Origin of the sequence: Streptomyces sp. NPDC101234 (genome assembly GCF_044767525.1) — a bacterium.
Classification (GTDB): domain Bacteria; phylum Actinomycetota; class Actinomycetes; order Streptomycetales; family Streptomycetaceae; genus Streptomyces; species Streptomyces sasae.
In genome coordinates, this window is sequence record NZ_JBIWOA010000011.1 from 264804 (window position 1) to 278257 (window position 13454).

The 13454-nt window shown below is 69.8% G+C and carries 9 protein-coding genes; 6 read left to right on the forward strand and 3 right to left on the reverse strand.

From position 1 onward, the window contains the following. The first annotated feature begins 31 nt into the window (after positions 1-31). Genes ACIRR9_RS22005 through ACIRR9_RS22020 form a run of 4 tightly spaced genes read left to right on the forward strand, consistent with a single transcriptional unit; the run spans position 32 to position 6035 of the window. Positions 32-1303 carry an ABC transporter substrate-binding protein gene (locus ACIRR9_RS22005; protein WP_123972198.1) on the forward strand — a complete coding sequence of 424 codons (1272 nt, stop codon included), beginning with the start codon at positions 32-34 and terminating at the stop codon, positions 1301-1303. Between the two features lie 20 nt (positions 1304-1323). Further along, complete coding sequence (locus ACIRR9_RS22010; RefSeq protein ID WP_403754283.1) at positions 1324-2289, forward strand: carbohydrate ABC transporter permease; 966 nt, start codon at positions 1324-1326, stop codon at positions 2287-2289. Continuing rightward, positions 2286-3152 carry a carbohydrate ABC transporter permease gene (locus tag ACIRR9_RS22015; RefSeq protein WP_403754286.1) on the forward strand — a complete coding sequence of 289 codons (867 nt, stop codon included), beginning with the start codon at positions 2286-2288 and terminating at the stop codon, positions 3150-3152. The genes ACIRR9_RS22010 and ACIRR9_RS22015 overlap by 4 nt, the downstream gene beginning before the upstream one ends. 24 nt (positions 3153-3176) lie before the next feature. Then, positions 3177-6035 carry a glycoside hydrolase family 2 TIM barrel-domain containing protein gene (locus ACIRR9_RS22020; RefSeq protein ID WP_403754289.1) on the forward strand — a complete coding sequence of 953 codons (2859 nt, stop codon included), beginning with the start codon at positions 3177-3179 and terminating at the stop codon, positions 6033-6035. 54 nt (positions 6036-6089) lie between these two features. On the opposite strand, the gene ACIRR9_RS22025 is transcribed toward ACIRR9_RS22020, so the two are convergent. The 3 genes from ACIRR9_RS22025 to ACIRR9_RS22035 form a co-directional block, all read right to left on the reverse strand. Beyond that, on the reverse strand, positions 6090-8030 hold the full coding sequence (locus ACIRR9_RS22025) for an ArnT family glycosyltransferase (protein WP_403754292.1): 1941 nt from the start codon (positions 8028-8030) through the stop codon (positions 6090-6092). 257 nt (positions 8031-8287) lie between these two features. Continuing rightward, entirely contained in the window at positions 8288-10078 is a 1791-nt protein-coding gene (locus tag ACIRR9_RS22030) for a bifunctional sugar phosphate isomerase/epimerase/4-hydroxyphenylpyruvate dioxygenase family protein (protein ID WP_403754295.1), read from the reverse strand. A gap of 107 nt (positions 10079-10185) precedes the next feature. Continuing rightward, positions 10186-11067 carry a shikimate dehydrogenase gene (locus ACIRR9_RS22035; protein WP_403754298.1) on the reverse strand — a complete coding sequence of 294 codons (882 nt, stop codon included), beginning with the start codon at positions 11065-11067 and terminating at the stop codon, positions 10186-10188. Between the two features lie 157 nt (positions 11068-11224). On the opposite strand from ACIRR9_RS22035, the gene ACIRR9_RS22040 reads away from it, so the two are divergent. After that, on the forward strand, positions 11225-11890 hold the full coding sequence (locus ACIRR9_RS22040; RefSeq protein WP_123972205.1) for a TetR/AcrR family transcriptional regulator: 666 nt from the start codon (positions 11225-11227) through the stop codon (positions 11888-11890). A 197-nt stretch (positions 11891-12087) separates the two neighbouring features. Beyond that, positions 12088-13449, forward strand: a complete 1362-nt coding sequence (locus ACIRR9_RS22045) for an MFS transporter (RefSeq protein WP_403754301.1) — start codon at positions 12088-12090, stop codon at positions 13447-13449. Positions 13450-13454 lie beyond the last annotated feature (5 nt).

Here is a 13454-nt window from a genome sequence, read left to right on the forward strand (position 1 = left end):
GCAGCCGCACTCGACAGACAAGGACGTCAGCATGTCGGCAATGAGCAACAACAACTGGTCCCGCCGGTCCATCTTCCGGGCGGCCGCGGGCATGGCCGCCGCGGGCACGCTGGCCGCGTGCGGCGGCAACAACGGCCGCGGCGGATCCGGCGGGTCCGGTTCGGGTCCGCAGCTCACCCAGTACTTCCACGCCTACGGCGAGGCGGGCACCGAGCAGGCCCTCAAGCGGTACGCGGCGGCCTACAAGAAGGCCGACGTGAGCACCAGCTGGATCACGGGCAACAACTTCGAGTCCGCGCTGTTCGCGGCCCTGCTCACCAAGAAGGCCCCCGACGTCTTCGAGTTCCACCCGCAGCTGCAGCTCGTCAAGAGTGGCCAGGTGGCGGACCTGAGCGACATCATCGACCCGGTCAAGGACGACTTCAACCCGAACGACATCAACTCCCACACGGTCGACGGGAAGATCTACGGGATCCGGATGATCGACGACCCGCAGTTCTTCTACTACCGCAAGTCGATGCTGGAGAAGGCCAAGGTCGACGTCCCGACCACGCTCGACGAGCTGATCGAGGCCGCCGCCAAGCTCACCACGAGCAAGGTCAAGGGCGTCTTCCTCGGCAACGACTTCACCGCGATCCAGAACACCCTGATCTGGTCGGCCGGCGCCGACACCCTCGACGCGAAGAACCAGATCGCCTACCACACCCCGGGCGTCATCGAGGGCCTGAAGAAGCTCAGGACCCTGTTCACCAGTGGCAACGTACTCCTCGACGCCCCGACCGACTTCTGGGACCCTTCCTCGCTCAACCAGGGCCTGTGCGCCATCCAGTGGGGCGGCATGTGGTCCATGCCGGCCATGCAGCAGGCCCTCGGCGACGACCTCGGCATCTTCCCGTTCCCGAAGATCGGCAGCGCGGGCAAGCTGTCCGTATACAACGGCGGCTGGTCGATCTTCGTCAACGCCAAGGGCAAGAACGTCGACGCGGCCAAGGAGTACGTCAAGTGGCTGTGGATCGACCAGAAGCAGTATCAGGAGGACTGGGCCACCTCGTACGGCTTCCACATCCCGCCGCGTACCTCGATAGCCCAGTCGGCCACCAAGCTGAAGTCGGGTCTGCCCGCCGAGGGCGTCAAGCTCTTCACCGACTACGGCCACTTCGACAACATCGGCTTCGACCAGACCATGATCACCGCCTTCAACGATGTGATCGCCTCCTCCGTGCGCAAGAACGGAGACCCCGAGGCCGCGCTCGACGCCTGCGACAAGAAGGTCAATGTCGAGCTCAAGAAGCTGTTCGGATAGGCCGCCGGGAAGTCCACGACATGTCGACCACCACCACACGCGGGGTCGCCCAGCCCGCCCCGGCCAAGGCCTCCCCGGCCCGGCCGCGGCGGGGCCTGCGGGGCAACCCGACGCTCAACTTCTGGCTCTTCACCGGGCCGTTCCTCATCGGCCTGGTGATCTTCGTCTTCGTGCCGATCGTCTGGAGCTTCTGGCTCAGCTTCTTCGACGCCCGGTACACCGTCACGCCGAGCCATTTCATCGGCTTCGACAACTACAAGCAGATCCTGACCAACAGCAACTTCCCCGCCTCGCTGGTCACGTTCACCGTGTTCGCCGCGTTCATCGTGCCGACCACCTGGGCGCTGTCGCTGGGTCTCGCGCTGCTGGTGAACCAGCTGCGCTTCATGCGGGCGTTCTTCCGGTCGGTGTTCTTCCTGCCCACCGCCGTCTCCTACGTGGCCGCGGCGCTGATCTGGAAGATGTCCATCTTCAACGGTGTCCGGTTCGGCCTGGCGAACACCGTCATGAGCTGGTTCGGCGTGGACAGCATGTCCTGGATATCCAACCCGAGCCCGCCCTGGTACTGGCTGGTCATCGTGACGCTGCGGCTGTGGATCCAGGCCGGCTTCTACATGATCCTGTTCCTGGCGGCGCTGCAGAACATCCCGCCGGAGCTGTACGAGGCCGCGTCCATCGACGGCGCCAAGCGGGGCTGGCAGACCTTCCGGTACATCACGCTGCCCCAGCTGCGCGCCACCTCCACCGCGGTGATCCTGCTGCTGCTCATCGCCGCGTACCAGGCGTTCGACGAGTTCTTCAACATCATCGGGACCAAGGCGACCTGGGCGCAGACACCGCTCATGGAGCTGTACAAGACGGCCCTCGGCACCGACCAGGACTACGGTGCCGGCAGCGCGGGCGCGGTCATCCTGTCCGTGCTGATCTGCATCGTCACCCTGGCCCAGGGCAAGATCATGGGCTTCGGCGGAGGGGAGGAAAAGTGACCGTCACCGCACCGCAGGTCCGCAGGGACCGCAAGAAGCGCTCAGGCGTCCTCGGCAACACCGGTCTGTACATCGCCGTCGGTGTCGCCGCGTTCCTCTTCCTCATCCCCTTCTACCTGATCTTCCGCAACGCTCTCTCCACCGACCCGGAGATCACGGGCGAGAACTGGAAGCTGCTGCCCTCCTTCCAGTGGGGCAACATCTCCGAGCTCTTCGACGACCCCACCGTCGAGTTCGCCCACTCCATGTGGAACTCCACGGTGATCGCCGTCCTGAGCACCGTCGGCACCCTGCTGTTCTGCTCCATGGCGGGATACGGTCTCGCCCGCATCCCCTACAAGCACGCCAACAAGGTCTTCTACGCCGTTCTGGCGACCCTGATGGTCCCCACGGCCGTCACCTTCGTGCCCAGCTTCGTGCTGGTCTCGTCCCTCGGCTGGATCGACACCTACCGCGGCATGATCGTCCCGGGTCTGTTCAGTGGTTTCACCTGCTTCCTTTTCCGGCAGTACTTCCTGGGATTCCCCAAGGAACTGGAGGAGGCGGCACGCGTGGACGGGCTCGGCTACTGGGGCGCGTACTGGCGGATCGTCGTCCCCAACTCGCTGAACTTCTTCGCGGCGATAGCCACGATCACGTTCATCAGCGGCTGGAACGCCTTTCTGTGGCCGCTGGTCATCGGCCAAGACCCGAACGCCTGGACCGTGCAGGTCGCGCTCTCCTCGTTCATGACCAACCAGACCGTGAACTTCCACCTGATCTTCATGGCCACCGCCATCTCCATCCTGCCCCTGGTGTTCGTCTTCCTCTTCCTCCAGCGCTGGCTGGTCCAGGGGATCGCGCAGACCGGCATCAAGGGCTGACCCGCCTCGAAAGAATGGAGACCGATGTCTTTCCGCTCTACCACGGCCGCCGAGTACGTCGAGGACGTCTCACCGGGCTCCGGGGCCCTGCCGCCCCGCGCCTGGTATCCGGCCTCGGACGCCGCGTCCCTCTCCCTGAACGGCAGTTGGCGGTTCCGGCTGTCGCCGACGGCGGACGCCGAGGACGACGCGTTCGCCGAGCCGGGGTACGACGCCGGCGGCTGGGCGGAGGTCTCGGTCCCGGGCCACTGGGTGCTCCAGGGCCAGGGCGCACCGATCTACACGAACCACCTCTATCCGTTCCCGGTCGACCCGCCGCGGGTGCCGACCGAGAACCCCACCGGAGACCATCTGCGGTTCTTCGACCTGCCGGACGGCTGGGACCTCACGGACGGCGGGGCGGTCCTGCGCTTCGACGGGGTCGAGTCCTGCGCCCGGGTGTGGCTGAACGGCACGGACATCGGCGAGTTCAAGGGCTCCCGGCTGCCGCACGAGTTCGCGGTCGGCCGACTGCTGAAGCCGGCCGGAAACGTCCTCGCCGTCCGGGTCCACCAGTGGTCGGCCGGCTCCTACCTGGAGGACCAGGACCAGTGGTGGCTGCCCGGCATCTTCCGTGACGTCACCCTGCTGCACCGCCCCGCGGGCAGCGTCCTCGACTTCTTCGTGCACGCCTCCTACGACCACACCACCGGCCAGGGCACCCTGCGCGTCGACTCCGACGTCGACGGGCGGGTGTCCGTGCCCGCCCTGGACATCGATGTCGCCACCGGCGAGCCGGTGACCGTCCCGGTCGAGGCGTGGACCGCCGAGACCCCGAAGCTGTACGACGGGGTCCTGGCCACCGAGGGCGAGCGCGTGCCCCTGCGGATCGGCTTCCGCACGGTGGAGTTGGCCGACGGCCTGATCAAGGTCAACGGCAGGGCGGTCCTCTTCAAGGGTGTCAACCGGCACGAGTGGCACCCGGAGAAGGGCCGCGCCCTCGACCTGGAGACCATGCGCGAGGACGTGCTGCTGATGAAGCGGCACAACATCAACGCCGTGCGCACCTCGCACTATCCGCCGCACCCGGACTTCCTGGACCTGTGCGACGAGTACGGCCTGTGGGTGATCGACGAGTGCGACCTGGAGACCCACGGCTTCACCGAGCAGGCCTGGCGGGACAACCCGGTCGACGACGACCGCTGGACCCCGGCCCTGCTCGACCGGGCCGCCCGGATGGTCGAGCGGGACAAGAACCACCCGTCGGTGGTGATCTGGTCGCTGGGCAACGAGGCCGGCACCGGACGGGGCCTGACCGCCATGGCCGAGTGGATCCACGGCCGGGACTCCTCGCGCCTGGTGCACTACGAGGGTGACATCGACTGCCGTGACACCGATGTGTACTCACGGATGTACGCCGACCACGCCGAGGTCGAGCGGATCGGCCAGGGCCTGGACGGCGGCACCCACAAGCGCCGTCAACTCCCCTCCATCCTCTGCGAGTACGGCCACGCCATGGGCAACGGCCCCGGCGGCCTCGCCGACTACCAGCGGATCTTCGAGTCGTACGACCGGCTCCAGGGCGGCTTCATCTGGGAGTGGATCGACCACGGCATCAAGGACGACCGCTACGAGTACGCGTACGGCGGTGACTTCGGCGAGGAACTGCACGACGGGAACTTCGTCTGCGACGGACTGGTCTTCCCCGACCGGCGGCCCTCCCCCGGCCTCGTCGAGTACAAGAAGGTGATCGAGCCCGTCGGCATCGAGGGCGACGGCACCACGCTACGGGTCACCAACAAGCAGGACTTCGCCGATCTTTCCGCGCTGGCCTTCGAGTGGTCGTACCAGGTCGACGGCGAGACAATCGAGTCGGGCAGCCTGGCCGTGCCGGCGCTGGCGCCCGGCGAGTCTGCGGACGTCAAGCTGCCGGAGCCGCCCGCCGCCACGGGCGGTGGCGAGACCGGATGGACGGTACGGGCGCGACTGGCGGCCGACACCGCCTGGGGACCACAGGGACATGTCGTGGCCTGGGGGCAACTCCCCGTCTCCGCACGGCAGTCGCCGCCGTTCGCCGCGACCGTCGGGCCGGTGTCCGGCGAGGGGCTGATCACGCTCGGACCGGCCGTCTTCGACGCCCGCAGCGGCGCGCTGCGGAGCATCGGCCCGGTGGACGTGACCGGTCTGCGGCTGGATGTCTGGCGGGCGACCACCGACAACGACGACGGCGCCGCCTGGCAGAGCGACGTCCGCTACGCCGCGCTGTGGCGCAAGTTCGGTCTGCACCGGATGCGGCACCGCCTGGACGCGGTGGAGCCGGCCGGGGACACGCTGACCGTGCGCACCCGGGTGGCCCCCGCCGCCTGGGAGTTCGGGCTGGCGACGGTCTACCGCTGGACCTCGGACGGCGACCGCCTCAGGCTCACCGTCTCCGTGTCCCCCGACGGCGACTGGACGGTTCCGCTGCCCCGGCTCGGCATCCGCTTCGGGCTGTCGTCGGCCGACCGTGTGCGGTGGTTCGGCGGCGGGCCCGAGGAGGCCTACCCGGACACGAAGTCGGCCTCCCTGGTCAGCCGTTGGGAGTCGACTGTGGACGACTTGCAGACTCCGTACGTCCGTCCGCAGGAGAACGGCGCCCGCGCGGACGTCCGTTGGGCGGAGATCGGCGGCCTGCGGATCGAGGGCGACCCGGAGTTCTGGTTCACGGCCCGCCGCTGGAGCACCGAACAGCTGGACGCGGCCGCCCACCGCACGGACCTCACCCCGGGCGACACGGTGTGGGTCAACCTGGACCACGGCCAGCACGGCATCGGCTCGCAGTCCTGCGGTCCCGGCGTCCTGCCGCAGTACCAACTGCACGCCGGACCGGCGGAGTTCTCCTTCGTCTTCTCCGACATCGGCTGAACCGTACGAGCGCGAAGGCCCCGGACCCCGCTTGGTCCGGGGCCTTCGCGCGGCTCAGCCGCCGTGCACGGCGCTCCCGCAGCGGTACAGCGTGTACGGCGAGATGCGCACCGGCGAGCAGTGGCCGACGGCCCAGCGCACGAGGGCCCGGTCCGGTGTGTCGGCACCCCGGGCCCTTCGGACCCCTCGTACGTTCCCGGTGTTCCCGGCTTTCCCCGCTTTTCCGGCTTTTCCGGCTCGGTGGGCGAGGTCGGTGGAGGCCAGCACCACGTAGCGGAGCCGGCCGGTGTCGATCAGGTGGTGGAAGGCCGTGGCCGACGGGTAGGGCACCTGGGTGGTGAAGCCGCCCAGCGGCAGGATCGACGCGTTGTCCGAGAGGATGTAGGGCGCCGCCATCTGCCAGCGGGGTACGGCGGCCAGGTAGCGGGCGCCGTCGCGGTGGGCGTCGAGGTAGGCGAGGACGCGCTGCTGGGCCGGGTCCAGGGCGTTGGCGGGGTTGCGGGTGGGGGTGCTGGTCGGGCCGATCTTGCCGAAGCCGCCGGGCTGGTTGTAGCGCAGGGACATCGCGGACGCGGACCACACGGTGGGGGCGACCAGGACGGCGGCGAGGGCGACGGCAAGGGCGGTCCTGCGCGGACGCGACCCGCCGACGCTGAACACGACCAGCGCCGGCAGGGCCAGGGCCACGGCGACGGCGACCGACCAGGCGAAGAAGCGCGGGTAGTGCAGGGTGAGGGCCGCGCACCAGGCGACGTTGACGGCGAGTACCGCGCACAGCACGATGCGCCGCCGGACCCGGGTCACGGCCGCCGCGGCCAGGGCCGACAGGCCGACCGCCACCACACCCATGTAGTAGGTGTGTCCGGTCACGCTGCCGAAGCTGAAGACCAGGAAGAACGTGACCAGCCAGACACCCCACAGCAGGTACCCGGCCAGGATCGGGTCGGTGCGCGGCACCCGGCGGCGCCACAGCATCAGCGCTCCCGCCGCCAGGCCCAGGGCCGCCAGCGGGTACAGCCAGCCCGTCTGGGTGGCGAGCCCGGGGCTGAACATCTTCCAGACGCTGTCCCCCATGCCCGGCGTGCCGTGCCCGTGTCCGTGCCCTGCGGCCTGGTCGGTGACGATACTTCCGGTGCCGGCCGCGTCGACGCCCAGCGCGTGGAAGCGGGTCAGGAAGTTGTAGCCGACGACCAGGGCGAACGGCGAGTTGTTGGTCGTGCCGTCGAGGTAGGGGCGGGCCGTGGCGGGGGTGAGGCCGGCGACCAGCATCCAGGACAGGGACACCGTCAGCATGACCGCGCCGGACACGGCGAGGTCCCGGATCCGGCGGCGCAGGGTGGTGGGCGCGGCCACCAGATAGGTCACGGCCAGCGCGGGCAGCACCGCCCACGCCTCCAGCATCTTGCACTGGAAAGCCACCCCGACCCAGACACCCGCCAGCACCAGGGTGCGCAACCGGGCGCGGGCGGTGGCCCGTTGGGTGGCCTCGGCGGCCAGCAGCAACAGCAGGACGAACGGCGCGTCCTCGGTCACCGAACGGCCCAGGCCCACGGTCACCGGGGTGAGTGTGAGGAAGGCGGCGGCCAGCAGCCCGGCCGGGACGCCCGCCCAGCGCCGTACCACCACGTGCAGCAGGACCACCGAGGCCACGCCCTCCAGTGCCTGCGGGATCACCAGGGACCACGGGTGGAAGCCGAAGACCAGCGCCGACAGGGCCTGCGGCCACAGGAAGCCGGGCAGCTTGTCCAGGGTGATGGAGTTCGCCGGGTCGAAGGAGCCGTAGAGGAAGGCCACCGGGTTGTCGGTCATGCTGCGGACCGCGCTGGCGTAGAAGGCGTGGTAGGCGCTGTGCCAGATGCCCCAGCAGAAGAACAGCGCGGCGACGGCGGCGATACCGGCGAGGAGCGGGCGCTCGTAGCGCTCGGTCCGAGTCCGCGCCGGGGGCGGTGGCCCCTCGACGCGGACATGCGGCTCGGCGCTGACAGGGCTCGGCATCGGGGACGGCCTCCAGGACTCCCGGGTATCCAGGACTTCCAGAACGCCCCGGACTTCTACGACCTGTAGGACGACTGGACTTCCACGAATGTCACTTCCGGAATGCCAAGGAACATTCAGGATCTTCGTGAGTGTGGGTCGTGAAAACTGTAAGAATCCTGAATCCCGCCTGTGTCTCACCGGCCTCTCACCGCATGCTCACCCGCGGCACAACGGCTCGACGGGCCGGGGGACAGCCGGCGCGACGGACCGCCGGCTCAGCGGGCCGGCCGCCCGGCGTGCTGGGCCGCGAGGCGCACCGGCGCGTTCTGGGCGCCGTAGCCGCGGTACCCGGGATCCCGCTCGACCAGCTCGAAGAACACCCTGCCGACCGTCCGTGTGTAGCAGTGCCGGAAGACCCCGCCCGCGTCCCGGTCGTAGAGGATGCCGAGTTCGCGGTACGTCTCCAGCTCACCGTCGGCGAACTCGTGGCGGGCGGCCAGGTCGTCGTAGTAGTTGGCGGGGATGGGCAGCAGGGTGCCGCCGGCCGCGCGGAAGGCACGGGCCGCGGTGACCACGTCGCCGGTGGCGAGGGCGATGTGCTGGGCGTGCAGGGTGTCGTCGGTCGGGGCGGCGCCGACACCGAGGGCGATCCGGACGCTGCCGTCGGCGTTGGTGACGGCACGGGAGCGCTGCAGCCCGTAGGGGTCGGCGACGTCGACGCTGTCCTGGGCGTGCAGGCCGAGGACGCTGCGGTGGAAGAGGGCCGCCTCGTCGTACTGGTGCCAGGGCTGGGTGAGCGCGAGGTGGTCGATGTGCGCCGGGCCGGGCGCGGGGGTGTGCGGCACTTCGGTGAAGTCGGCTCGCCAGTCGGGGAGTTCGGGTCGACGGGCGGTGGCGCAGAAGAAGAGTTCCGTGCCGTCGGGTGCGGCCACCGCGTCGAGCGGGGCGTCCTCGGGGGCGCGGCGTCGGGGCAGCACGGGGGCGAGCAGGGCCTCGGCACGACGGGCGGCGGCCCGCGGATCCGGCGACTCCAGTCCGATCGCGGCGAGCCCGGTGCCGTCGCGGCGGGCGGCGGGACCGGTGTTGACCAGGATCCGGGCCTCGCCCCGCTCCCAGAGGTCGACGGGCTTGCTCCGATGGCGGGCGGTCCGGGTCAGGCCGAGGGCGCCGAGCAGCGCCGCGACGGGTTCGGCGTCCGGGGTGACGAGCTCGGCGAACGCGACTCCCGTCGGCACGACCGGCGCAGGCAACTCCCCCACACCGACGGCCTCTTGGAGCACCAGCAGCGAACGGTGCGCGTCGACGGCGGTCGGCCCGGCCTCGGCCTGCCGGAAGACGTCGTTGAAGACTTCGAGCGAGAACGGCCCGGCGTACCCCGTACGCAGCACGTGCCGCACCAGCCCGGCGACATCGAACCCGCCCTGCCCCGGGAAGCACCGGTGGTGACGGCTCCACTGGAGGACGTCCATGGCGAGCAACGGGGCGTCGGCCAGCTGGAGGAAGAAGATCTTCTCTCCGGGTATGTCCTCGATGCCCTTGGGGTCGGACCCCCGGGAGAGGATGTGAAAGCTGTCGAGACAGGTCCCGAGGGCGGAGTGACCGGCCGCCTCGACGATCCGCCAGGCATGGTCGTACGTACTCACATGCCGACCCCACGCGAGCGCCTCGTAGGCGACTCGGATGCCGAACTCGCCTGCCAGATCGGCCAGTCGGGACAGCTGCTCGGCGGCGAGACCGTCGTCGTCGATCGCGAGCGGGGAGACGGAGGAACAGACGAGGACGGTGTCGGCGCCGAGTTCCTGCATCAGCGAGAACTTGTGCCGCGCCCTGCGAAGGTTGCGCCCGAACTCGTCCTCCGGCACGGCTTCGATGTCCCGCATCGGCTGATAGAGATCGATACTGAGCCCGAGATCAGCACAGCGCGAACGAATCTCACGGGGCGACAACGGACTCGCCAGCAGATCGTTCTCGAAGATCTCGACCCCGTCGAACCCGGCCCGGGAGGCGGCGGTGAGCTTCTCGGTGAGGGACCCACTGAGCGAAACGGTGGCGATGGAAGTACGCATGACCTTTTTCCTTACGTGCACTACAGCGCCCCGTCAGGGGCGCGGGGCTGTATCGATTTGCGGCTACCGCCGCGTGGGCGCGACCAGCCACAACCGGCCCGCACCGGTCACACGACCTGACCCGCCGAGCTCTCCGCCAACGCCGCTATGTCGGTCAGCATCCGCGCACTGTCCGGCTCCCGCCCCGTGAACAACCGAAACGCATCCGCAGCCTGGAACACGGCCATACCGCCCCCGTCCAGCACCGCGCACCCCAACGCCCCTGCGGTCCGCACCAGTTCCGTCTCCAGCGGCCGGTACACCACCTCGGCCACCCACAGCCCGGCATGCAGCAGCTCCGCAGGCAACGGCAGCCCCGGATGCGCGGCCATCCCCGTCGGCGTCGCATGCACCAGCCCGTCGGCGCCCGCGAGCAACGCCGGCAACCGGTCCGGCGTCACGGCGACCGCGCGCCCCGCGCCGAAGTGCCGGTTCAGGGAGCCCGCGAGATCCGCGGCCCGGTCGGCGAGCGCGTCCACGACGGTGACCCGCTCCGCCCCCAGCGTGAGCGTCGCATGCGCCACCGCGGCCCCCGCGCCCCCGGCACCGAGCTGTACGACCCGCTCCAGCGGAGCGTCCCGCAGCCCGCGCGCGAACGACGCCGCGAACCCGGTCACGTCCGTGTTGTGGCCGACGGCCCGCCCGCCCTCCTCGAAGACGACCGTGTTGACCGCACCGAGCGCCTCGGCCTGCGGGGCGAGCGCGTCCAGGTGCTCGATGACCAGCTGCTTGCACGGATGCGTGATGTTCAGCCCGTCGAAGCCGAGATCCCGCGCCGCCCGGACCAGATCGCCCACGGCCTCCGGCGCCAGGCCGAGCACGTCGATGTCGATCAGCCGGTACAGGTACCGCAGCCCCTGCCGGTCGGCCTCGCGCTCGTGCAGGGCCGGGCTGAGCGACGGGCCGATGCCGGAGCCGATCAGTCCGACGAGATACGAGTCCTTGGCCACGTGGCCCTCCCGAGCGGCATCGCTAATGTACGAACTAGTACGTTAGCTATAACACCGGAGACCGTGACAAGGGAAGACCTCTCCGAGAACTCCTCCGGCAGGGGCTTCTAGAATCTCCGCACCGGCCACCCCTGCGAAGGCACCCGATAGGAACCCGATGACCAGCGTCGACGAACCGGCACAGACCAACGGACGGATCCGTGACGCCGCCCGCACCCAGGCCGAGATCCTCGACGTGGCCACGCGGGAGTTCGCGCGGGCCGGTTACGACGGTGCACGCGTGGACGAGATCGCGGCCCGCACCCGCACCACGAAGCGGATGATCTACTACTACTTCGGCGGCAAGGAGCAGCTGTTCACGGCGGTGCTGGAGCGCGCGTACGGCGTGATCCGGGAGGCCGAGCAGCAGCTGGACGTGGAGCATCTGGACCCGGTCGCGGCGATCCGCCGGCTCGCGGAGCTGACCTTCGACCACCACGAGCAGCACCCGGACTTCATCCGCCTGGTCAGCATCGAGAACATCCACGGCGCCGAGCACATAGCGGCCTCGGAGAAGCTGGGCCGGATCGGCTCCCCGGCCCTTGAGGTGATCCGCCGGATTCTCGGCCAGGGCCAGGAGTCCGGCCTGTTCACGGCCGATGTCGACGCCGTCGACCTGCACGCGATGATCAGCTCGTTCTGCTTCTTCCGGGTGGCGAACCGGGCGACCTTCGGCGCCCTGTTCGGCCGCGACCTGGTGGCCCCGGCACAGCGCGAGCACTACCGGACGATGCTCGGCGACATGGTGATCGCCTACCTCACCGCGGAGCGTGCGGCGGACTGACCGCCGCGCCGGGGCTTCCGGCGCGACCTCTTGACAGCGGGGAAACGCGGGCGCAACATCCGTACCCATCGCGACTAACTACCCAGTGGGTTAATTAGCACCGGCCTCTGGTCCGCCGACCCCGTCATCCCTGGGATCCGGCCTTCTCCCCCGCCGCTCACTCCGCCTACGTTGGAGTTCCCCGAAGGAGCACCGCCGTGTCCGTCCCCGCTCAGTCCGCCGCCACCGCCGTTCCACCCGGTGGCCAGCCGAGGAAGGCCGCGCTGGCCGCCTGGATCGGCAGCGCCCTGGAGTACTACGACTTCTTCATCTACGGCAGCGCCGCCGCGCTGGTCTTCCCGAAGGTCTTCTTCGACGATTCGGACCCGGCCAACGCGACCCTGCTCTCGCTGGCCACCTTCGGTGTCGCATACGCGGCGCGGCCGGTCGGCGCGTTGTTCCTCGGGCACTTCGGGGACCGGATCGGCCGCAAGAAGATCATGGTCTTCACGCTGGTCCTGATGGGTCTGTCGACGTTCCTGATCGGCTGTCTGCCCACCCGTGCCCAGGTGGGCGGCCTCGCCCCGGTGCTGCTGGTGCTGTGCCGGGTGCTGCAGGGGATCTCGGCGGCCGGTGAGCAGGCCAGCGCCAGTTCGATGAGCCTGGAACACGCGCCGCCGGACCGGCGCGGCTTCTTCACCAGTTTCACGCTCGGCGGCACCCAGGGCGGTCAGCTGATCGCCACCCTCGTGTTCATCGCGGTCTCGCAGCTGCCCGAGGACCAACTGCTGTCCTGGGGCTGGCGGGTGCCGTTCTGGCTGAGCGTGGTGGTGGCCGTGGCCGGCTGGGTGATCCGGCGCAAACTCCAGGAGACCCCGGCCTTCGCCCAGCACGCGGCCGGCGAGGGTGTCGTACGGCTGCCGCTGGTGACACTGCTGCGGCACCACTGGGCGGATGTGCTGCGGGTGGTCGGGGGCGCGCTGATCGCCTCGGTGAGCACGATCTTCACGGTGTGGGCGCTGGCGTACGCGACGAGCGACTCGGTCGGGATGTCCAAGACGTCGATGCTGTGGGTGGGCGCGCTGGCGAACCTGGTGGCGCTGGGCGCGATCCCGGCGTGGGCGACGCTGTCGGACCGGATCGGCCGGCGCCCGGTGTACCTGATCGGCGCGGTGGGCAGCGCGGTGGCGATGTTCGGCTACCTGTGGGCGATCTCCACCGGCTCCTACCCGCTGATCATGCTGCTCGGTGTGGTCGCCTTCGGTGTCGTCTACAGCGCGGCGAACGGCGTCTGGCCGTCGTTCTACGGCGAGATGTTCTCGACCCGGGTACGGCTGTCGGGCATGGCGATCGGCACCCAGATCGGCTTCGCGGTCGCCGGGTTCGCGGTGACGTTCGCGGCGCAGATCGCGGGTCCGGGCGGTGCCGACTGGTCGGCGGTGGCCCTGTTCACGGCCGCGCTGTGCGTGCCGCCGGTGATCGCCGCGCTGACGGCACGGGAGACCCACGCGGTGCCGACCGAACTGCTCGGCGAGCGGCCGGGGGCGCAGGCGGCACGGCCGGAGGCGGTGTCGGCCTGAGTCCC

Coding starts and splice junctions, on each gene's coding strand:
- ACIRR9_RS22005 (WP_123972198.1), top strand. CDS start 32: ATGTCGGCAATGAGCAACAACAACTGGTCCCGCCGGTCCATCTTCCGG.
- ACIRR9_RS22020 (WP_403754289.1), top strand. CDS start 3,177: ATGTCTTTCCGCTCTACCACGGCCGCCGAGTACGTCGAGGACGTCTCA.
- ACIRR9_RS22025 (WP_403754292.1), bottom strand. CDS start 8,030: ATGCCGAGCCCTGTCAGCGCCGAGCCGCATGTCCGCGTCGAGGGGCCA.
- ACIRR9_RS22040 (WP_123972205.1), top strand. CDS start 11,225: ATGACCAGCGTCGACGAACCGGCACAGACCAACGGACGGATCCGTGAC.
- ACIRR9_RS22030 (WP_403754295.1), bottom strand. CDS start 10,078: ATGCGTACTTCCATCGCCACCGTTTCGCTCAGTGGGTCCCTCACCGAG.
- ACIRR9_RS22010 (WP_403754283.1), top strand. CDS start 1,324: ATGTCGACCACCACCACACGCGGGGTCGCCCAGCCCGCCCCGGCCAAG.